The sequence below is a fragment of the Pseudomonas sivasensis genome (genome assembly GCF_013778505.1).
Classification (GTDB): domain Bacteria; phylum Pseudomonadota; class Gammaproteobacteria; order Pseudomonadales; family Pseudomonadaceae; genus Aquipseudomonas; species Aquipseudomonas sivasensis.
The window spans coordinates 1-23,396 of record NZ_JAAOWU010000030.1 but is presented as its reverse complement, the minus strand read 5'-3'; the positions used below and the strand labels follow the sequence as shown (position 1 = coordinate 23,396).

Sequence of the window (23,396 nt, the reverse complement as noted above, 5' to 3'; positions counted from 1 at the left end):
CGGTGTGTCAGTCGCTGAAGATGTTGACTGATCCACCGTCATCGGGAGCTCGTCCACTCCCACAAAAGCCGCCGGACACCTGAAGGACATGGCCAACCTCATGGTCGACCGCTCGCTGGCATGCATGGGCGCTCACTAACCCCCCATAAACATCCCGCCATACGGCGTATCGGCGTCATCTTTTGTATCAAAGACGCTGTAAGATACGCCGCACTTAGCCAGGGATGCTCACCATGTTCGATTCGCTCAAAGCCATCAGCCGTCGTGTTGTCGGCGTGTTTCTGACCGTGGTGGGGGCCGTTTTCGGCCAATGGCATCCTCCGCTGTGGCTGCGTGCTATCGGCCGTGGCGTGGAAAAACTTGGGAGTAAAGCCCGTGCTTACCCGCGTCAGACGGGTGCCGGAGTGCTCGGGCTAGCACTGCTCGTGGCCGCTGGCTTCTACGGCTGGCACTGGTATTCCAATCTGCCGCAGCCGCATACCGCGAGCTACTCGCTGCACAAGCCCAACCTGACTGACTACACCCAGCCAACGCCAGTTGTGGATAACTTACAGGTGCGCTTCGCCGAGTCCGTGGCGCCCCTTGCGGCCATCGGCAAACCCGTCACCGAGGGCATTACCCTAAAGCCCGAGGTCGCAGGCACCTGGCGCTGGGCGGATGACCGTAGCCTGTTGTTCGTGCCGGAGAAAGACTGGCCTATCGACGCCCATTACACCCTTGATCTGGCCAAGAGAAACCTGTTGGCAGATGGCGTATTGCTGGATCAGTACAGCACCCAGTTCTCCACCCAACCGTTCCGCGCCACCCTGGCCGCCAACGAGTTGTACCAGGATCCATCCAACCCGACGCTGAAGCAGCTGGTGGCGACCTTCCATTTTTCCCACCCCGTGGATGAAGACAGCCTGCGCAAGCACGTAACGGTGACCCTCGACAAAGGCCTGACCTACCGCGACGCCCAATTGCCAAATCGCCCGGAGATCACCTTCGACGAGAAAAAACTCAACGCCTACGTACGCTCCGCAGCCCTGGCCACCCCGCTGGAAAGCACCCCGGTCAGCGCCAAACTCGACGAAGGCATCAAGGCCCGCGATGGCGGCAACGCCAGCGCCGCATCGTTGGTGGCCAAAGTCACCGTACCCGGTCGCTATCGCCTGACCTTTACGGGCGCCGAAATCAGCTTTGTGGATAACGAACGCGCAGAGCCAGAGCCTGTGCTGATGTTCAGCAGTTCCAGCGCTGTAGCCGATGACACCATCGCCGGTAAAGTCCAAGCCTGGCTGTTGCCGGAAAAAGCCCAGGACGACACCCGCCCCTATAACACCAATGAGATCGACGACGCCCTGCTCGCCCGCAGCACCAAGGTCAACCTGACCCACGTGCCCAGCGTCGAACCGCTGAACACCCTGCACGCCTTCAAGTTCAAGGCCCCTGCCGGACGTGCGCTGTATGTACGCGTGCCCGCTAACCTGGAGGCCATCGGCGGCTATCTGGCGAAGGATCCTACGGCGTCGCTGGTCAGCATGCCGGCGTATCCGCGCACCTTGCAGTTCCTGTCTGACGGCGCCCTGCTCAGCCTCACTGGCGAGAAACGCCTGGGCTTCATGGCCAGGGGAGTGCCCGGCGCCCACGTGGAAATCGCCCGCCTGTTGCCCAACCAGTTGCAACACTTGGTGGACCAGAGCAGCGGCAGTTTTGCGCGGCCGAACTTTGGCAATGAGTACTTCGATCGTATGGTCGAGCGTCAGTCTCTGGACATTCCTCTGTCATCCAATGACCCGGCCAAAACCGTCTACGACAACGTAGATTTGAGCCACTACCTCACCGCCAACGGCGGCCGTCGCGGCATTTTCGTGCTCAAGCTGAGCCCACAGGATGAACCGGCCGAGCGTACGTTCGAATATGAACGCAGCAGTACCAGCGACCTGCGGTTTATCGTAGTGACCGACCTCGGCATCATCGCCAAACGCTCCAGCGACGGCAGTCATGACGTGTATGTGCAGTCCATCGGTAATGGTTCGCCGGTGGCCGACGCGCAAGTCGACATCATCGGTCGCAATGGCTTGCCGGTGAGCAGCGGTCACACGGACGGCGAAGGCCATGTGCATTTCGCCAAGCTGGATGAACTGCGCCGTGAGAAAACGCCGCTTATGTATGTGGTCAGTCGCGGCAATGACCAATCGTTCCTGCCAATCGCCCGTCAGTCCCAGCAGCTGGATTTGTCGCGCTTTGATGTAGGCGGTTTGGAAGAAGACGGTGCGATTGATCGCCTCAGCGCCTACCTGTTTACCGACCGCGGCCTGTACCGACCCGGCGAAACCGCCCACCTGGGCATGATCGTGCGCAGCGGCAACTGGAAAGGCGCCTTGCAAGGTCTGCCGGTGGAGCTGCAAATCACCGACCCGCGCGGTCTGGAAGTGATTCGCCAGCCACTGAAGCTCTCCGCCAGCGGGTTTGAAACCTTTGATTTCCCCAGCAGCGAAGTGGCCCCAGCCGGGGAATACACCGCGACCTTGCAGTTGATTGGCCAGAAGCAAACGCGCACAGACCTGGGCAGTGTCAGCTTCAAAGTCCGCGATTTCGAGCCGGACCGCATGAAGGTCAGTTTGAGCCTGCACGACACGCCGGTGCAGGGCTGGATTCCCCCGGACCAAGTGGTGGCTAAAGTCACCGCCATGCACCTGTTCGGCGCCCCGGCCTCGGGCCGTCGCGTTACTGCAAAAATGTCACTGAGCCCGACGCTCGCGGCATTCGACCGTTACCCCGATTACCGCTTCCGCCTCAATGATTCCCTGGAAGACGCCAGCACCGAAGACCTGGCCGAAACCACCGTCGACGATAACGGCCAGGCCGTGCTCGACCTCAACCTGCAACGTTTCGCCAACAGCACCTATCGTTTGCAAGTGATGACCCAGGTGTTCGAGGCTGAAGGTGGCCGCAACGTGGCGGCGCAAAGTGCGTTGCTGGTGTCGTCCGCGCCGTACCTAGTGGGTGTGAAAAGTCAGGATTCGCTGTCATACGTCGCTAAGGACGCCCCACGCCAAGTGCAATGGCTGGCCGTCGCGCCAGACCTCACACCGCTTGCGGTGGATGGCTTGACCAGCGAAGTGGTCGAGCACCGTTATGTGTCGGTGCTGGTGAAGCAATCCAACGGTACCTACAAGTACGAGTCACGTATCAAGAACATCAGCCAACCGGCCTCACCGCTGGTGATGACCAAAGACGGCGCCAAGCAGACCCTGAATACCGGTACGCCAGGGGATTTCACCCTGCAACTCAAGGACGCCAACGGCAACCTGCTCAACCAGATCGACTACAGCGTGGCCGGGCGCGGCAACACCTCGCGCTCCCTGGAGCGTAACGCCGAGCTGCAACTGCGCCTGGATAAACGCAGCTACGCCACCGGTGATGAGATCGCCATCAGCATTCGCGCGCCGTACACCGGCGCGGGCTTGATCACCATCGAGCGCGACAAGGTTTACACCCAGCAGTGGTTCAAGGCTGACAGTACCAACAGCGTGCAACATATCCGCGTGCCTGCGGGCCTTGAGGGCAATGCGTACGTCAACGTGCAGTTCGTGCGGGACATCGGTTCGTCCGAGGTTTATATGAGCCCGCTTTCCTACGGTGTGGTGCCCTTCAGCATCAACCTGGACGCGCGGCGCATGGCACTGAAGGTCGACGGCCCGGCGAAGATCGAGCCGGGGCAAATCCTCGACATTAAGGTCAACACCGACCGCCCGGGCCGCGCCGTAATCTACGCGGTGGACGAAGGCATCCTGCAAGTAGCGCGCTATCAAACGCCGGATCCGCTGGGTTTCTTCTTCCAGAAGCGTGCGCTGGAAGTCGGCACCAGTCAGATTCTTGACCTGATCCTGCCGGAGTTCAGCCGCCTGCTCAGTGGGGCGGCGCCTGGAGGCGATACGGAAGGCGCCTTGGCTAATCACCTCAACCCGTTCAAACGCAAACATCAGCCGCCAGTGGCGTGGTGGTCCGGGCTTGTGGATTTGCCGGTCGGTGAAACCGTGCTGCATTACCAGGTACCCGACAGCTTCAACGGCAAGTTGCACCTGTTTGCCGTCGCGGTGGATACCGACAGCGTGGGCGTCAGCGAGACCACTACCGACGTGCGCGGGCCGATCGTGATCACGCCCAATGTGCCGGCCTTCGTGGCGCCGGGGGATGTGTTCAACGTCAGCGCCGGGGTGTTCAGCAACCTCGACGCGGCAGCGGATGTGAAATTTGAAGTGCAGACCAGCGCCGGCCTCGTGGTGCAGGGCGACAAGGGCAGCACCTTGTCACTGCAACCGCGCAAAGAAGGCACTGCCGAATTCAAGATCAAAGTCGGCGACACCCTCGGTTCGGCAGACCTGCGCTTTGTCGCGGTGCTGCCGGATGGCAAACGGATCCAGGTGGCGGAAACCACGTCAATCCGCCCCTTGAGCGAACACCGCGTCGCTCTGAGCCTGGGCCGTTTCGAGAGCGCCAGCAAAGAACTCAAGCCCACACGTGAACTGTTCAGCCAGCTGCGTGATGTGCAGTTGGGCGTGGCCGCCTCGCCGCTGGTATGGGCCAACGGCCTCAAGCATTACCTGGATGACTACGGCTATGCATGCACCGAGCAATTGGTATCCAAGGCCATGCCGGCATTGATCTGGGGCGGCACCGCACCCGAGGCTGAACAAGCCTTCAGCAGCGCGGTCCGCATGTTGCGCCAGCGTCAAAACCAGGCCGGTGGCTTTGGATTGTGGGCAGCCAACCCTGACGTGGCGCCGTACGCCAGCCTGTACGCCACTGATTTCCTGATCGAAGCCAAGGAGCGCGGGCTGCCGGTGCCGGAAGACCTGCTGGTGCGTTCCAACGCGTATCTGACAGACCTGGCCAACGGCCCGAGCGAAGGCCTGTCGGAATTGCGCAACCGTGCCTACGCCAGTTACCTGCTGAGCCGTCAGGGGATTCTGGTGAGCGGCGCGCTGAGCGACATCCGCGAGCGCTACGAGAGTTACTTCAAGGACAGCTGGCAGAACGACCTGGGCGCCGCCTACCTGGCTGCCAGCTACAAACTGCTCAAGCAGGATCGGCAGGCCGATACGCTGTTCCGCAAAATCCCGTGGCGTTCGCTTGTGGATAAGTGGGACAGCGACGGCCTGTACTACGACCCGCTGGTGCACGACGCCGAACACTTGCACCTGCTGGCGCGCCATTTCCCTGAACTGATGGATGACGTGCCCACCGCGCTACTGGATAAGCTCGGCAAACGACTCAACGAGCAGCGCTACAACTCGCTGTCGGCGGCATTGTTGCTGCGCGCCCTGGACAACTATGGCCAGCGCGCGCAAAGCGACATGACCCTCAAGGCCACCGCCTGGCTGGGCGATAAACAGCAACAATTGCTGGAAATGGCCGGCCAGCCACCGCGCGCCGCCGTACCGCGCGCCACGCAGAAGCTGGTCATGGAAAAATCCGATGGCCCGGCAGCGTTCTACATGCTCAGCGAAGCCGGTTTTGATAAAGGCGCCAAGCTCAAAGCCATCAACAACGGCCTGGAAATAATCCACGAATACCTCGACCTCAAAGGCGAGCCGGTGAGTAAGGTAGCCGTGGGTGAAGAGTTCCTGGTGCGCTTGCGCCTACGGGCTACCGACCGTGACCAAGTGCAGCAAGTGGCCGTGGTCGACTTGCTGCCCGGCGGTGTCGAGCCTGTGTATAACTTGCCTCCAGAGCCGGAAGCCGCGAGCAGCGAGGAAAGCGAAGGCGAAGAATCCGAGTACGTAGAAGCCAGCGAAGAAGAAGCTGACACCTGGCAGGCCCCCATCGGCGAAACCGAGCTGAGCAACTGGCAGCCAGACTACGTGGATGTGCGGGATGATCGGGTGGTGTTGTACGGCACTGCGCTACGTGATGTAGGCACTTTCGTTTACCGCGTACGCGCCACCAACGCAGGGACGTTCAATACGCCACCGGCCTACGCCGAAGGCATGTACGAAACCACCCTGCAGGGACGCGGCAAAGTAGGCCAGCTTGAAATTACCAAGCCTTAAACGCCTGACGCCGCTGCTGGCAGCTGCGGCGTTACTGGCCGGCGTGCGGCTTTGGCCCCATGCGCCGCTGGAACAGGCCATTACCTCCTCCAGGGTCGTATTGGCCGACGACGGCTCGCTGTTGCGTATGACGCTGGCCCAGGACGGTCAATATCGCCTATGGCTACCACTGGAGCGCATTTCACCTTCATTGATTGAGGCGCTGCTGCTCAAGGAAGACCGCAATTTCTACTGGCACCCGGGGATCAATCCCCCGGCGTTGCTGCGGGCGGCCATGGCCACCTACAGCGGAGGCCAGCGCCAAGGCGGCTCGACGTTGAGCATGCAACTGGCGCGGCGCCTGTGGGATCTCAACACCCGCCAAGTGCCCGGAAAATTGCAGCAGATGGCGTTGGCGCTGTGGCTGGAAGCGCGCTACAGCAAGCACGACATCCTTGAGGCGTACCTGAACCTGGCGCCCATGGGCGGCAATATCGAAGGCGCCGAAGCGGCCAGTCGCATCTACTTTGGCAAGGCGGCGGCGCACTTGTCGCTGTCCGAAGCGTTGGCATTGGCGGTAATCCCCCAACAGCCCGGCCGTCGAGCACGCTTCGGGCCTTCGCTGCAAAACGCCCGGCTGCGCTTGATGGCTGATTGGCGCGAGACTTATCCACAAGACCCGCGTAATGACAGTTTGCTGGACTTGCCCTTGGAAGCGCGCAACCGCCAGGAGATTCCTTTTTTGGCGCCACACTTGAGCGAGCAATTGCTGGCAGCTCAAGCCGGTAACGAGTTGAACAGCACGCTCAATCTGCCTTTGCAACAATTGCTGGAACGTCTGATCACCGGGTTTATCGCCGAACGGCGCAGCACCGGGGTTGAGAACGCCACCGCGATCCTGATCGACAGCCGCGATCAGAGCGTCAAGGCGCTGGTGGGCTCAGCGGACTACTTATCCACAGACATCCATGGACAGGTCAATGGTGTGCTGTCACGGCGCTCGCCGGGGTCTACGCTCAAACCGTTTCTCTATGGGCTGGCGCTGGACCAAGGGGTGATCCACCCCATGAGCATCCTCAAGGACTTACCGAGTAACTTCGGCTACTTCCAACCGGAAAACTTCGACGGCAGTTTTGTCGGCCCACTGACGGCCCGGGATGCGTTGATCCGTAGTCGTAATATCCCCGCCGTGTGGCTGGCCAGCCAGGTCAAGTCGCCTTCTCTATACGGCTTGCTGCAACGCGCCGGCATCAAAGGCCTACGCGACGAAAGCCATTACGGCCTGGCCCTGGCACTGGGTGGCGGCGAGATGACCCCGGAGGAGCTGGCGCGGCTGTATGTGATGTTGGCGGGAGACGGGCATTTACGGCCGTTGCGCTACTTGCAGCAACAGCCGCAAACCACCGGCGCACAACTGCTCAGCCCGCAGGCCGCGTTTATGGTGCGCGACATGCTGCGCCGCAACCCGCGCCCAGATGGCCTGCCCGGCCGCCATTGGCGAACCGCCTGGAAAACCGGTACGTCATGGGGTTTTCACGATGCGTGGAGCGCCGGACTGGTCGGCCCGTATGTGTTGGTGGTGTGGGTGGGTAACTTCGATGGTCGGCCAAATCCAGCGTTTATTGGTGCCAAGACCGCCGCGCCGCTATTCTTCCGCATTGCTGACGCTTTGCCCCTGGCATTACCCAACGTCGCGATCAAAGCCGACAAGCCGCCTGCGGGGCTGGTGCGCATTGATGTCTGCGCTGCCTCCGGTGAGCTGCCCAACCGCTGGTGCCCGCAAACCCGCAAGACCTGGTACATCCCCGGCGTCTCGCCGATCCGTGTTTCCAACCTGCACCGCCCGGTGCTGATCGACACCCGCACCGGCAAAGCCGCGTGCCCGCCGTTCGATCCGCAATACACACGAGAGGACATATTCGAGTTCTGGCCCAGCGACGTTCAACGCCTGTACCGAGCAGCCGGCCTGCCCCGCCGAACCCCGCCCAACGTGATAAAAAACTGCCAACCCAACCGCATCACCGACCAGAGCGAAGCGCCGCAGATTCGCTCGCCACTGACTCAGGTGAGCTACCAACTGCGCCTGTCTCAACCCCAGGAAAGCATCCCGCTGAACGCGAATGCGGCCAGCGATGCGGCGACGCTGTACTGGTTCGCTGATCAAACCTTGATCGGCCAAGGCCCGCCGCAAGCCACGCTGAACTGGAGGCCGGGCAAGTCAGGGGAATATCGGTTGCGGGTCAGTGATGATCAAGGACGCAGCACAAGTCGGGGGTTGCGGGTGGAGTTTGTGCCTTAGGAGCAGTTGTCACCCTCCACAAGCTCAACATAATTCGACTCCCCGCCTCCGGTCGCACCCGATAACCAACCCCATACAAAGCTCAGGCTGGTACGCCCAGACGTATCCACAGTCACTGTGCCTCGCGACCAACCGGACAGCAGCTCACCGTCCAGCGTCAGGCACTGAAAAAGCAGCTCAATGGTATCGGCGCCGGTCACGCGACCGACTTGCGTCCCCGTGCGGATTCGGCCGCCTTGGTAGGTGCTGGATAGGGCATCACCGTCGACACGGTAATGAAACACCGTGCCGGTACCGGAAAGCCCATGGGTGTTATTCGCGACCACAAATCGGCGATTGTGCAAACGCTCGCCGAGGAGGGGAAAGGAAGATGGCATCAACGTGGCGTCCTTGCGTTGAAACCTGGAGACCCGATGAATTTAGAGAATTAAAACTGTCGCAACAGACCTACAGTTTTCGCGGCTTACAGCCTCGCAGAAAGAAAACGCAAAACTGTCGCAATCGTCCAAAATGGCAGTTTGCACGAAGGTAATAGAGAATTAAAACTGTCGCACCCAGCAATGACGCGGCATTGCGTGTTCGAACGTCCTCCTTTTGGTCACTCCAGTGCACACATGTATCAAGTCCCTACAACAAGCGGCTTCCCCTCATTTTCTGCGAGCAGCCACTGATGACCACTACAATTCTTCTCTTAACTGATGAGCACGTCATTTCTCCTAAGGCATTATGAGTCACGATGAGTCGCTGGCGGCGCTGTTCGTTAGAGCGGACCTGCTGAACAACCAGTCCATAGATAAGGTGGTTGCCCAGGTAAGCCTCTGGTTGGTCGAGTACCAAGGGTGCACCTCCATGTGCCAGCAGAAAAGGCAGCATGGCAGCTACGCGCGACCTACAGAGGCCTGACCGAAGGATTGGAAGACCCGTCCGTAACCTTTGCGACTGTATTCCACCTGTGCACCGTCTTCGGGGAACCAGCACAGCGGGTGGTCCATGTACTGGGTCGTCTATCATTTTTTCGGCTTTCAAAAACTTATTGAACGAGCCCCCTAACTCAGCCTTGCCACGGCACGCTTGGGATACGTGGCAGCGCGTTTTAAACCTACGCACTGCTCCGTAATCCCCACCCTTTATCACCCGACCAATGACGGGTAGCACCTCTTTAAATCAGGGGTTTCAAAGGCTACCCACGAGGTGGTTTCTTGAAAGTGGGCGTTGTCTGGGTTGTCATCGGAGGCTCCAAAGCGCCCGCTTGGATGATCTCCAGTCGCTCCTTGTCAATCAAATGGTTAACATCAATCTCAGGGTCTTCCTTCCAGGCTACTTTAGCCTCACCACGCGCTGCCAAGCGTGTGGTGAGGAAGCTGTCGATATGGGCGACGCGTTCGAGATCGCAAGTGATGTAACCGATAGGTACCGTCGCGGCGCTCTCATCACTTGGCTGGAAGTGGTACTGAACGACTGCTAGTTGACCGGGAACCAGGAAAATCTCGAAACGATCCTGAAGGTCTTTTCCACCGAAGGCGACCCCGTTTGGAATACGGGTGTGATACGTCCTGCGCAATTGCCCCAACTCCTTGGGGTTATTAAATGGCAGGATTGCTGTGATTCGACCTTTAGTGTGCGGCGCGTCGCTGAGTTTTTCAGACGTCTTGCGGCAGAAGTCGCTAAGCAGTGTACCGTTCGCCGCCCACAGCGGTACCGAACTGGATAGCCAAAGCGCTGAATGGACCGATCCTTCGGGCCAATCTCGTGCAAGATCTTCCAACATTCGACCCAAAGTGATTCGATTGTTGTTGTCATAGATTGGACCGATCATAGCCTTGGTGTGCTGACTACCGTAGCCGGTGCGACGGTTCTTGTGATCCAGCATCCAAGTGTTGATGTCCAAACCTCGATCATCAAGGTAGCGAACGAGAACCTCGTCCTTAAATGTCTCACAGTAGTCTGGAAGACTCATGCCTTCAATTGGCATTCTCAGACTGTTTAGGTAATCCGATATTCTGGCCTCAAGCTCCATGGTCAAGGGTCTTTGCCTAGCATTACCGACCTTCTCTGCCACCCTCTTGATAATCTCTACATTCCCGGCAGATGTGGGCAGCAACCCGATTTCGATATCCACTGGAATGTTCAAAGGGGACGCCTGATCACAGGTGCCGACCTTGTACAGGCGAGTTCTGCGGCTCTCCGATTCGGGAATTTTTGAAAAATCCAGGAATGCTCGGTACTGAGAACCGAAAGCGTCGGCCACCTCTTGCGTAGACCAGCCCTTGTTCTGCGGTGGCACCGGAATTTCCGGAAGCCCCCAGCGACTACGGTTGTACTGACTCGGCGGCATGACCGTTTTGGTCAATAGCTCGAAGATCGGCTGCTCAATGCGCTCTTCATACTTGGTAAGACTTGGGCTTGCGGTCGAGCTGCCTCTAGTGCGATCCATCAGCATTGACGAAGGAGTCAGGTGACCGTCGCTGGTGTGCATGGCAAGCTTGTTGCGAACCAAGGTTTCGATCAGCACATCACACTCCCGTGCGGACAGCCCGAAGTACTGCCGTACTTCACCCGGCAAAATCTCTCCAAGCGCCAGCAGAAGACGACAGGTGAACTCCTCTACCGCAGGAAGAGAGACTTCCTTTGTCCAGGCACACTTGATTTGGTACTGATAGGCTGGCACCAACAGAGAAATCGTGTTGCAGATGCGAAATCCAGAGGCATCGGTAGCTTGATATTCTTCAGTCATGGCTTGGGCCCTCGATCACAGTGGTGCCATCTACGATTTCGTAATCGTTTGGAAAAAGTTTTTGCTGCTCGGTGACGTACTTGACGACACTGCCCAAGGCGGTTGGCGCATTTGCCCCATTCCACATTCGAAGAGAACCGATGACGACCAGCCGATCTTGAGCACGTGACAGCGCCACGTTGATTCGGGACTGATCCACAAGAAATCCCTGAAGCCCTTTATCGTTGTTTCGAACCAGACTCAGAATCAGAACTCTGGCCTGTTGGCCCTGGAAGCTATCAACCGTGTCTATTCTTACAGCGTCGCGAAGGGGAGCAGCCCACTCAGCCCGACTCAACTCCTCCTCAATCAACTGCTTCTGCCCTCGATACATGGTGATAATGCCAATAGGCTGGGGATTCATCGCAGTCCGCTTGGCATTGAGCTTTTCCATTTGCTCGGGTTTTGCCAACTGGCGAAGCACGTGCAAGCACACAGCGAGCTCATGCTTGTTCACAAACTTGTGTTTTTCAGGCTCATCCTCATTCACGGCTCGCTCACCAGTACCGCTGTCAATCCAGCTGACCGGTTTGTTTAGCGGATAAGGAAGCTCATTGCACCAGGCGCCTGCAGTTTTCCGGAAGCTACGAAGGTCATCGTCGTAGAAACAATGGCTAACGATCTTCCCAATGGGCTCGATCATCCGGTACTGGGTGTCGAAAGCAATGCCGTTGTTGACCTCAAAAGCTCGCTCAAAATCTGTTTTGCGGGCTTCGCGCTCGTCGATCTTCAGCTTTCGAGTTACTTCGCGAATATGCTTTTTGTCGTACATCGGCGGCAGTTGCTTATGGTCGCCAACCAGCAGTACCCGTCGTCCACACTGCATGGCAATCATGAGCTCTGACGCCTGGGCTCGCCCTGCTTCGTCCACGATTACCCAGTCGAACTCGATTTCTTCGATGTTGATGCTCTCGGCACCAATACCCACAAGCGTCCCGCACACTAGCTGGGACGTCTTGACGAGGAATTTGTCATAGTTGGCAGCACCCGATCCCAGCACGTCGATCCAATCCTTGCTGATGCCGATCAAGTTGTTCAGACGTTGAAGTGCCAGCTGGTCAGTGATCCCATGTTGACGGGCCACCTGCCTCGATAGATCCATCCAATAGCTAGGATCAGAAGCCAGCGGAAGCGAAAATTCATACCCGCGAGTACTCAGGTTGCTTTCGAGTGACTCGATGCAACTGTCGATTTTGGCCTGATAGCCATTCATCTGTTCGATCCGCACTTCTTCAGCAAGGTGGCGCTTGCGTGCAACCTCGTCCTTTTGAGTGGTATAGGTGCAGATGCGCTCAAGAATAGGACTGACGCTGCGATGCAGTTTGGCAAGCTCTTCGACCAGATCCTGGTTCAGCATCAGACGCGAAGAAAGGGCATTGATTCGCTTCTCGTATTCGCGTTGAAACTTGTAGCGAATCTGGCGTTGGATGGAGCTGGAGTGGCACTGAAGCATCTGATCATCAATTGCCGACTCATGGCCCAAGCGAACCACACTGATGTCGCTGCCGATTTCCGAGAAAAGCTCCCGCGCCTTGATAGCCACAGTGTCCACCGACGCATGTGACTGGCCTACCAACAAGATATTGCCGGCTATTTCGTGCTCGAAGAGATAGTGGATCAGCTTTGTTACAAAGTCGGTTTTCCCCGTGCCGGGTGGGCCCTGAAGAATTCCAATGGGGCCTTCAGAGACGGCTCTCTGAAAGGCAATGATTTGTCTTGGGTTCAGTTTCTGTTCTTCTGAATCATATCGCGCACGAATCGCAGCCTCATCGGGGATTTTGCCGATTACCTTCGACTTGACGTTGCTCTCTTTGTCAAAGTAGGCCGGCAGATGCGAGATTCTCGCCACCCCATTAAGCACGCGCTCCATAGCTCGTTTGCGACGCGCACGCGATGCTCCGTTGAGTTTGGATTCAAAGATCAGCTCTGTACCAGCAGTGAGCTTTTGTTTAACGCTTCGGATGCCAGCAGAGAACATACGCACCGCCAGGCGCACACCACTACATTCTTCTGCGACAACCTCTCCGAAAGGCTTACCACCCTCTTCAAAGTAAATTCGCAACTCTGCGCTATCGTCGCTGAAATCGACGTCTTGCCCATTGCTAGATACGTATGGGATCAGCAGAGCACCGCTTGGACTTTCTTCAAAAGAGGTGTTGGCAATCTCCACTCGCATGAGCTGGTCGCCTTCGGTTTCCACCATGGTTTTCCAGATCGACGAAGGCCTGATTGTCTGGTTAATCCCTTCGGGCTCGTCCTCGAGCTCAAGGTCATCCAGATCGACATCGGCTTTGCATAGGAATGTCTGGACGGGTTCCTGATCCATCAGAAACGCAACAAATTGCTCTTCGTTCAGCTTGGTGGACACACCTCTTCCCACCACGATGGGCTGGTCGAAGGTAGATTGGGCGCGCTGCCCCGCAGAAATGCAGTCGCTGAAAGAAACATCCGTCAAAAATGGAGCAAGGATGGCGTTCGATTCGGGATCGAAAGTGAAAGAAAGGCGCTTATCCTCGCCTGTGATCCGCACGTGCATATGCTTTGGATGACGGTCTGCGGCCTCAACGTTCAGGTAGTACATTGTTCCGCTGGACTTGAGCATCGTTTCTTCAATCGGAAACTTGAACGAGTCGGCAATGAACCTGAGTGCAGGCGCTTGCACGATTGCCGGCTTTCTGCACGCTTCAAGCTCTGCGCTGATGGTTTCCCCCAATGGCTCGATCGACACAGGGACGCCATTGGGTTGCTCTGTGCGCAACGCAAACTCGATGGACAGCGCCTTTGGCGCTTCGTCGCCGAAAAGCTCCTGAACGATCTTGTAGAGCGCGTAACCGTCTCGGCCAAAGCTATCGGTCGTGGAAGGGTCAGTCGGGCCGTACTCAACGTTGTATGGATCGCTGGTGTCGCCATAGTCCAGGGCGTCGATCAGAATCAGGTTCAAAGGCTCACCTTCTTCGCTCGGACGCACGAGGATGTTGCCTGGATGCAGATCCCCATGGGCAAAATCCCGCCCGTGCAAGCCCTCAAGGAGATTGCATAGCGCAGAAGCTGCTTCAAGCTTTTGCTGCAGCGAGGTCAGACCTGCCACATACTCAGGCCACACGATACCCTCTTCGAACCGGGTGACGATGAAGAGACCGTTGCCACCGCCAAACATGCCATGGGCAAGCAGAGCCGGAAGTGGAAGCTCGTCTTTGATACTTTTCTCAATGCGCTTTCGCATGCGCAGAATGCGTCGGTTGGTGCCTGGGTTTTTGACATCAATCACAGCCTTGGGAAAGAACTTCAGCAGCGCTTCTTCGCCATCAACTGTGCAGCGGTATACCATTTTGTCGCCCACGGGCGAAGGAACCGCGCCTGGCGCTGGCGGGAAGTAACTCATCAGCATGTAGGGGTTCCAATCAGTCCTGACGAAGTCGCCTTTGGCGATCTCCTGCATGACCTCTTGGGTATCGTCGTACTGAAGCGGCTTACCGATCACTAGGGTGTTGAATTCACCCAGCATCTCGGCTGCGTTGGTAAAGCGATTCTGCTGCTCAATATCCATGGCTTTGGCAAAGAACGAATCCAGCTTGCCGTTGAAAGGATCGTTGGCCACCGAGCGCCATACTGGAACGCCGTCCTCCAGCGTAAACTTTGCGCCATGAAAGCAGATCTTGTGGGCAACAAGCGCGAGCAAGTAGACGTCTTTGGCGAACGGACTCAGTGGATCGCCTTCACACGCGTACACATCCTCCGGCAGCATGGTGTTGTTGCTGCGCAGCTTTTCGAACAGGTCTTTGACCGTACCTTTATCGGGCAGGAATGCGGCTTGGAAACTGGAGATCAGAATGATCCTGGAGTCTTGCGAATACCACAGGTTCTGAGCACTGATGTCACGGTGGGCGAAGCCCAGGTTGTGTAATTCTGCAAAAGGCGCAAACAGCGCCTTAGCCAAATCCAGGCGCTCGTCTGGCGTCCACTTATGGCCGTGCAAGTTGAGGTGCTGTTCCAATCTCAGCGTGTTTTTGCGAATCTCAAATAGCTCGACGCAGTCAGCCGTAACGTTTTCGTTGACCATTGGAGAAATCGGTCTCAGCAGGAAGTCTTCCAATGGGCTGTTAGTAGCATTGGCAGTTCGAAAGACGAAACTCTCGCGTGTCACCACGAGGCGCCAAGTGATGTCATCACGGTACGCCAGACCCAGGGCTCCCAGATCCCAGCGGCGCATCATCGCGTTGCTTTGAGGTGGGCCAGGGTTGGTTGCAGGGTATTCACTGAAAAGGTGCTGATCGTGGACGCGATCGGGGGCCACAGCAGCGGTGTATTCCAAGTACTTGAACTCAGCAAGCTGAACTCGATTTCCTCTGAAAAAGCCGTCGAAAATGGCCTGGCATTGATTCGGGCGCGGGCGGCTTCGGTCGTCATACCTGATCATTGGAACGTTCTGAACAAAGTTCAGGTAGTCGTTACCACCGATCTTGAGGAAGTCTTCGAGGGTATGAACGAACTGGCGCTCGCTCGCAGGCAGGTGTTCGGGTGTGGCACTGCCACACAGCACAACGTGCGCTTCTACGAATGGGTAATAGCCGAGTTTTCGCTCCAGCTCCAGCCTAAGGATCTTGCCGAGTCTCAGGGCCTGATCGCGCTTGGTGTGATATGGACTCTTGCCACGGTTCTCTTCATGGCCGTTGGCGTGGGTAATGATCCAGTTGCCGTCGTAATTGGTGAGCCTCCCATTCCATTCCTTGAGCTCAACCACCAGCACGCGATCATGGGTCACCATGATCAGGTCAAATTCCATTGACCCTTGTCTGTCGGCGATCAGTACAGAAGCATAACCAAACCAGCTGTCACGAAGCTGTTTTTGGATTTGATCAAGAGCGTTGGTCTCACTCTTGTGCAACGCATTTCCCCGAACGATGACTTTCATTTTGGCTTCCCTACTGCTGACCTGTGACCTCGGTCAAGGATGCCTGGGCGGGTTTTGCCTCCTTGGCAACCTTCCGGTATTCAGTCACAGCTCCTGCTGATATTTAAGACACGCTGTTGGTGTGGGATGACACAGTGAGCCTAAGCGTCAGTGGGTCCGTTTTAAAATTCTGCCTTACGAAACTCAAAAGATGCTGACTCATCACGCGTCCTCCCTGGTTGGTAACAGCGTAACCGGGGTCGAATCAGAATGCCATCACTCACCTACCTAGCCGAGAGAGGAGGAACTTAGGATTGCAGCAACTCCACAGGAGGCTGCCAGCGGGAAGAGGGTGATGATTTCTAACGTGACTTGCCAGTCCGTATTTCAACAGCTGAAAAAGTATTAATGCAGCTGGAAAAAGGAGATATTGATCAGGCAATTAGGATTGCAGATGACAGCCTGACGCCCATATATCGTAAGACCATCGGCGACGTTAAAATCATAATCGACTCGAATGCTCGTGAGGCGTCTGATCCCGCGAAATCAGGCAGTATATTCACGGGCGTGATATATTTTAATGAGCGAAGAATCAGCTAGCCTGGATAGAGCTAAGCCTGTCACGACCGAACTGTTTAGATTTATAAAGTTCTTTATCCGCGGCTCTAAGCAATTCATCGGCCGAAGTATCTATAGTCGGAATTTTAGTACCAACACCGATACTGACGGTCACAATTTCGCGCGTACTCGAGTTAATGTGCTGGATACCCAATCCGCGGACTTCCTGCAGAACACCCTGCGCAACTTTCAACGCGCCCGCAGCGTCCGTATTTGGTAAAATACAAGCAAACTCTTCACCGCCATACCTAGCGACTGAATCGTAAGGGCGTCTAAGCGCTTTTTTTATTACATTGGCAACCGCACGCAAACATTCATCTCCTTGTTGATGGCCATAGTGATCGTTGTATAGCTTGAAATGGTCAATGTCGATCATCAAGAGTGAAATGGATTGCCCATGTCTGGCGCACTGCAGCCAATCCCGCTGCAGATTTTCATCAAACCTTCTGCGATTATCAACGTTCGTAAGACCATCTGTCAGCCCAATGGTTTTTAGCAAGTCAGATTGTAACTTTAGCGCTAGATGAGCTATGACCCGTGCGCTGATAACCGTAGACCTTATAGGCTTGGTAATAAAATCCACCGCGCCTAATTCGAACCCCAGCGCTTCATCGACTTCATCGTTTTGGGAGGTCAGGAAAATTATGGGAATGTTGTGTGTTTGCTCGTCGGCCTTAAGGATGCGGCATACTTCATGGCCTGACATACCAGGCATCAATACGTCTAGCAGGATCAAATCCGGATTTTGTGTTTGGCATTTGAGAAGAGCCTGCTTGCCTTCCGTAGCCATAATGATGTCGTATTCACCTTTTAATAGTTCGTTGATCAGTCGAATATTCACAGGTTGATCGTCGACCACAAGGATTTTTGGCCTGAACCCTCGATTGGTGATTAGCTCATTGAGAAGCGCTTTCATTTAGACTTCTCCGTCAGTAAATGCTTGGCTGTTTGTATAGCATCATCGAAGTTCAGGTCTCTGACCTGCTTGACGAGGCGGTCGATCACAGTCCGTAGGGATCTTGGAGTATGGGCCTCTAGCTCAGCGACATGGTCCAGCGCTCTCATATCTCCTGCAACCAGCATTACCAAAAGCTCCTCCAGCGATGCAATACGTTGTTCGGGAGACCAGTGCGACTCTTTTGGCTCCTCACGCGGTATCAAGATACTCCCAGTATCAAATGCGCTCTGCAACCCTTCGTTACTCGCCTTCATCAATCCTGCAAGGGAAGCGATTACATCAAGGGTAAGCACAGGCGCGTTCGGTGGTGTTTTCCTTGCTAAAACTTCCCACTCACCTGCCTGTTTTGCTAAGGCCGTTGCGCCTACTGTCGCTGCGACACCTCTTAGTGCGTGCAAGGTATCGGCAACACGATGCGCTTCAAAAGCCTCAGAGTGTTTTTGCAACTCTCCCAGCAGACGTTCACATTCACCGCCAAAACTGCTTAGCGCCAGTGCGTATACATCAAGCCTTCCTCCTAGGCGTTGTGAAATTTTGGCAATCGGCTCGATGAAATTCTTACAATCGAGAGACTGTGAATGGATCTCTTTAAACAGGTTTCCAATCTCTCGTCCCGTCAGTTGTTGTAATACGGGAACGACTTCGGCCATGTCGATGGGTTTGCCTAAATGTTCATTCATGCCTGAAGCGAGGCAGGAGTCGCGATCAGCACGTGATGCATTTGCAGTCATGGCTACGATGGGCAGTGACTTGAACTCACCATTGGATCGAATACGGCGGGTGGCTTCAATTCCGTCAATATCTGGCATTTGCACATCCATGATGACGACATCGAATTCGCCTTTTTCTCGTGTAGCAAGTTCGACACCCAGCAGACCGCAGTCTGCCAGGGTCACTTCAGCGCCTTCGGCACTCAGCAACTCACTGATGACTTGTCGGTTGAGCGCGTTGTCTTCAACTACAAGAAGGCGCAGGCCTACAAGTCGCCGAGCAGTTGTATGCGCAGAATGGAAAATATCGGAGGGGACGGGGGCTCCTAATGAATATTGAATGGTAGAATAAAGTTGTTGAGGCGTAACCGGTTTGGTAAGAAAGTCCTCAAAGGGAGCGTCTTGATCCTTAACCGCGTCAGCCAGTTCTTCGCGGCCGAATGCTGTCACCATTACAATCACTGGAGGCTTTAGATTATCGGGGGAGTTTTTTATCAAGCTTGCTGCTGTCAAACCATCCATATCGGGCATTCGCCAATCCATAATCACAGCATCGAAAGGGACGCCTAGTTGGATGGATTGATGAACTAACTGAACAGCCGCGCTGCCTTCATTGATAAAAACGACATCCCAGCCGAACGCTTCAAGTGTCTTGACTAAAATCTTTCCTGATAAGACGTTGTCATCAACAACCAATATACGAAGACTTTGCTCCGTGGAAATCTGAATCGATGTGAGCGGCGCGGCATCATCAATAGCAAGTGCAATATCAAACCAAAATTTGCTGCCTTTTCCCAGTTCGCTACGAATTTTTAGCTCACCGCCCATCATCTGAACCAAGCGTTTACTGATTGCCAGACCGAGGCCAGTACCACCAAAGCGTCGGGTTGTTGAGGTTTCCGCCTGCGTGAATTCGTCAAAAATCCCGCTGATCTGTGCAGGGCTTATACCTATCCCTGTATCTGCAACAGAAATTCGCAACATCATCTGCTCGTCAGTGCGTGCTAGCTCGGTGAGTTGTACAACAACCTGCCCCTCGTGGGTAAATTTTATTGCATTCCCAGCCAGGTTAATCAAAATCTGCTGTAGACGAAGTTGGTCCCCGATCAAAACACAAGGTAATTGGGCGGGAATATCGAATAATAATTCGACGTCTTTTCCGGTCAAATTGCCTGAGACGATAACAGCCAAGTCACGCATGAGTGTTTCGAGGTTGAATGGATGCTGGTCAAGTTCTAATCTATCAGCATCTATTTTCGAAAAGTCGAGTATGTCGTTCAGAAGACCGAGAAGCGACTGAGCGGCCGTCTGTGCTTTTCTTGCATAGTCATCTTGTCGTCGATCCAACCCAGCTTTGCGCAGCAACTCTAGCATGCCCAGCACCCCATTCATGGGTGTACGAATTTCGTGGCTCATGTTAGCCAGGAACTGGCCTTTGACCTGGCTAGCTTGTTCTGCGCGCTCTATAGCACCAAGCAGCTCGGCCTCGACCTCCTTGCGCTCTGTAGTATCCAGGTTAATGCCAGTTATACGCGTGGCATTTCCATCTTGATCTCGTTCTACATACGCGCCTGCCTGCACATAGCGAATAGAACCGTCGGGCTTGAGCACTCTAAAAACGGGATTATATTTTCCATTCCCTTCTATGGCAGCAAGTAAACTAGCCTCGGTCGCGACGATATCTTCCGGGTGTATACGCGAGCGCCAGTGGTCATAGAGCTGATCACCATGCTTTAAGTCTCTAGGCGTGTCATAGAGACTGAACATTCTGTCATTCCACTCCATCACGTTTTGCGCAGGCATCCAGCTCCATATACCCAGCTGCGCCGCCTCGGCGGCCAGTACAAGTTGATCTCGTGCCGCAGCAAGGTCACGTCGTTGTAGTTCTTGCTGAGTAATGTCGGTGGCAATGCCCAGATAGCCTGTAATGCGTCCCTGGAAATCGCGCATGGCGGTAACTATCAACGAAATGGTCAGATGTGAACCGTCTTTGCGCACGTAAGTCCATTGCCGTGTTTCAGCGCCAGCCGTTTCAGGGATATGGACAAAGACGCGGAAGCCTTCAATCTTCTGATTAAACTCTTTGGTCATTTGTTGGCTGCGAGCTACAACCTCTTCCTCCAGATGGAAGTGGGCCGGCGTCAACACACCCACAACCTCACTCGCCTCATAGCCAAGCATATTCTGGGCGCCCACATTGAATACGCTAATCACGCCATCTGTATGAGTCGCGATAATGGATACTTCTGAGGCTGCTTGCAACACCGTGTGCAATAACAAATGAAGTCTCGAAACTTCCTCATCTGCAGCACGTCGATGGGTGATATCGATGCGCAAAGCTATATAACTCCTTATAGCTCCGTCACTCTCAAATCGGGGCGCTATAACGGTATCGAACCAACACAGATGGCCATCGCGGGCGCGGTTGCAAATTTCGCCATGCCACGCTTTGCCCTCTTGGAGCGTCGACCACATTGATTGCCAGAATGATTCGGAATGAACGCCCGACTGGAGCAACCTGTGAGTCTGGCCCAGTAGCTCATCTCGTGCAAAACCGTGAGCCTCACAGAAGCGTTCATTTACATCCAGAATTACGCCGCTGGTATCGGTTGCGGAGTAAAGTAGCTGCTCGTTTATAGTCTGTAATAACAGGTCATTTTCACGTAGTGCCTGCGCCAGTTGGAGGCGGCTTTCGTTGATCTCAGACACATCATGGGCGATCACAAAAAACCCCTTAACGTCACCTTGGGCGACATCCGGGATGTAGTGTGTAAGCGAATGTCGAATCCTTCCATCAGGTCCGGGGATTGCTCGTTCGAAGGTCTGCGGTTCTCCTCGCAGCACAGCATCTATATAACCGCGATTAGCGTGAAATAATTTCTCACCCAAAACATCCTTCATTGAGCTTCCGGGCAATGTCTCTGGGTCTAGCCCGAACCAGATTTGATATGCATGATTGGCGACGCGGTTTATGAGCTGCGTATCCCAATAGCCAACCATTGACGGAATGCCATCCAAAACGGTACGCAGCACACGCTGTGTGCTGTCCAGCTCAGCAGTGCGTTTCTGGACTTCCCCCTCCAGCCGGAGATTACTTGCCAACACCTGCGCTTCAGCTAGCTTTTCTTTGGTGATGTCGCGGATGGTCTTGGAGGCGCCCGTAATTCTTCCTGCGGCGTCGCACATCGGGGATACGGAAACGGACACCTGGATCAAGTGGCCGTCCTTATGTTGCCGAACGGTTTGAAAGTGCTCGACTGCATGGCCGCTACGAATACGTTCCAAGATGTATATTTCTTCTTCTTGAAGATCTAGAGGCACGATCAATGAGCTAAGCAACTGACCGGTCGCTTCAGGGGACGTATAGCCGAAAAGATGTTCCGCTCCTTTATTCCAACTGACTACCGTGCCTGAAAGTGTTTTTACAATGATGCCATCAATCGAGCTTTCTATAATGGTGGCAAGCTGTAGTCTCGCCATAACAAGCTGGCCTTTGCGGCGCTGGCTATTGCGCCATAAGAAGGTAAACGCTGCAATTAGTATACTAATCAGTAAACCGATAAAGGCCAAGGTTCTGACAGACATCAAAGGAAGTGAATTGATAAATTCTGGATAGATACTTAGCTTCAGTTGCCAGGTCCGGCCATAGACACTCTGTTTAATGGAGTAGCTATCGATGACTCGTGTTGATTCTTCTGGACTTGCGGTCGAGTAAAACAACACCGGACGCTCCGGTGTTGTTAGGTCCTGTAACTCTAAACGTATTTGTGTGAGGTTGACTCCGCTGTCGCCCAGTACGTCCTGTATCCTCAGGACAACATAACTCCAGCCATAAGCTTCGTTTATTTTTTCTGCTTCTGTCTCAGGTGTTTTACCTGTGCGGTAAATAGGCATCAAGAACAGGAAAGATTGGTTGGCATGGCCAGTCGCTTGAACCAACGTGATTGGCCCTGTCAGTGTTGGTTCGCCACTAAGCATCGCACTTTGTGCAGCACCTTTGCGGTTGGTCTCCGAAGCAATGTCTAGGCCAATCGCTGGCCGGTTCAGTTCGAACGGTTCAACGTATTGGATTACGTATCGCTCTCCCTCGTTCGGGAAGAGCTCCCTGATCGAAAAGTCGGGCATGCCGTCGCGACGTGCTGCCTCGATAAAACTGACTTCTGCCGGTCGTGGGACTCTTCGTATAAAGCCAAAACCAAGCGCGCCGGGAAATTCGCGGGCAAGGTCGCGACTGTCGCTGTAACGCTTGAACTGCTCGCGCGTGACTGTGCGCTCGCCTCCTGTGAGCAGTGCACCTCGGGCTCCACGAAGACCGTACTGATAGCGCTGGAGCCGGGACTGAATTACTGAAACGGCCCGCTCAGTGGCTGCAGCCATTGCCTCGTGTGTAGTATTTTGGTTGCGCTGTGATGCCCACAAACAAACTGCTGCGGTGACAAATAAGCCGAGCATGAGAATCAGAGCGGGCAGCGTCCAAAAGGATATACGGCTCTCTGAAGTTGACACCCTTAAGTCAATAAAATCGGACATTCATGTTCCTTAACTCGTGGCATACAGCGTAAATCCGAAATGCTGACCCGATCTTCGGGTTATCGCTTTTTTTCTTAGCGGTTAACCAAGTCCTCGGAATATAAAGGCCTCAAAATCAGACACGTGCATCGGTATACCATTTAGATACCACTGCATGACCTGGTAAGCGAGAGCAAGCAGTGCTTGAGCTTGAATTTCGTAATCAACACCTTCTGCGACCAGTCTCAAGCTTCGCGCAATCTGAACTATCGCTCCAACATGGATGGAATGTATTCCTCAACGATAGCAGATCAAGTCCCACTGTGACTGAGACCTGTTGTTGACCACGCAGTCGGCAATGAGGCATCTGATATGGACTCGTCGGTCGAGTAGAGCCATTAGTTCGCGAGTTTTTAAGATCTGTCTTATGTGCCTGGAAAAGGCAGCAATGCACTATGGATTGGCTTACCCAACGGGGGTAAGCAGACAACCAACCATCTCGTAAAGGGCATTGCAATGCTGAACAAACTGAGCCAAATCACTCTCGCATGCGGCGCTTGCTGGCTGCTGGCCGGTACCGCACAGGCTGCGGACGGGCAGATCCAATTCACCGGTTCCGTG

The 23,396-nt window shown here is 55.1% G+C and carries 7 protein-coding genes and 2 pseudogenes; 3 read left to right on the top strand and 6 right to left on the bottom strand.

Annotation, left to right across the window (positions count from 1 at the left end):
* Nucleotides 1-233 precede the first annotated feature (233 nt).
* A complete protein-coding gene (locus tag G9Q84_RS28005; RefSeq protein ID WP_181644453.1) occupies nucleotides 234-6,038 on the top strand; it encodes an alpha-2-macroglobulin in 5,805 nt (1,934 codons plus the stop codon).
* Nucleotides 6,019-8,316, top strand: a complete 2,298-nt coding sequence (pbpC, locus tag G9Q84_RS28000) for a penicillin-binding protein 1C (protein ID WP_181644452.1) — start codon at nucleotides 6,019-6,021, stop codon at nucleotides 8,314-8,316. The genes G9Q84_RS28005 and pbpC overlap by 20 nt, the downstream gene beginning before the upstream one ends.
* Here pbpC and G9Q84_RS27995 read toward each other — a convergent pair.
* The 6 genes and pseudogenes from G9Q84_RS27995 to G9Q84_RS27975 all read right to left on the bottom strand — a co-directional run bounded on the left by G9Q84_RS27995 (nucleotide 8,313) and on the right by G9Q84_RS27975 (nucleotide 22,796).
* Nucleotides 8,313-8,693, bottom strand: coding sequence for an avidin-fold protein (locus tag G9Q84_RS27995; protein ID WP_181644451.1), 381 nt, complete (start codon nucleotides 8,691-8,693; stop codon nucleotides 8,313-8,315). The genes pbpC and G9Q84_RS27995 overlap by 4 nt on opposite strands.
* A 346-nt stretch (nucleotides 8,694-9,039) precedes the next feature.
* A pseudogene (locus G9Q84_RS29650) lies at nucleotides 9,040-9,396 on the bottom strand (TrlF family AAA-like ATPase); the annotation flags it as partial.
* A 100-nt stretch (nucleotides 9,397-9,496) separates the two neighbouring features.
* On the bottom strand, nucleotides 9,497-11,050 hold the full coding sequence (locus G9Q84_RS27990; protein WP_181644450.1) for a hypothetical protein: 1,554 nt from the start codon (nucleotides 11,048-11,050) through the stop codon (nucleotides 9,497-9,499).
* On the bottom strand, nucleotides 11,043-16,001 hold the full coding sequence (locus G9Q84_RS27985; protein ID WP_181644449.1) for an AAA domain-containing protein: 4,959 nt from the start codon (nucleotides 15,999-16,001) through the stop codon (nucleotides 11,043-11,045). Before G9Q84_RS27985 ends, G9Q84_RS27990 begins: the two co-directional genes overlap by 8 nt.
* A 571-nt stretch (nucleotides 16,002-16,572) precedes the next feature.
* Nucleotides 16,573-17,514, bottom strand: coding sequence for a diguanylate cyclase (locus G9Q84_RS27980; RefSeq protein WP_181644448.1), 942 nt, complete (start codon nucleotides 17,512-17,514; stop codon nucleotides 16,573-16,575).
* Nucleotides 17,511-22,796 (bottom strand): PAS domain S-box protein, encoded by a 5,286-nt coding sequence (locus G9Q84_RS27975; RefSeq protein WP_181644447.1) that lies wholly within the window; start codon nucleotides 22,794-22,796, stop codon nucleotides 17,511-17,513. Before G9Q84_RS27975 ends, G9Q84_RS27980 begins: the two co-directional genes overlap by 4 nt.
* Nucleotides 22,797-23,291: 495 nt before the next feature.
* Here G9Q84_RS27975 and G9Q84_RS30050 point away from each other — a divergent pair.
* Nucleotides 23,292-23,396: pseudogene (locus G9Q84_RS30050) on the top strand (fimbrial protein); the annotation flags it as partial.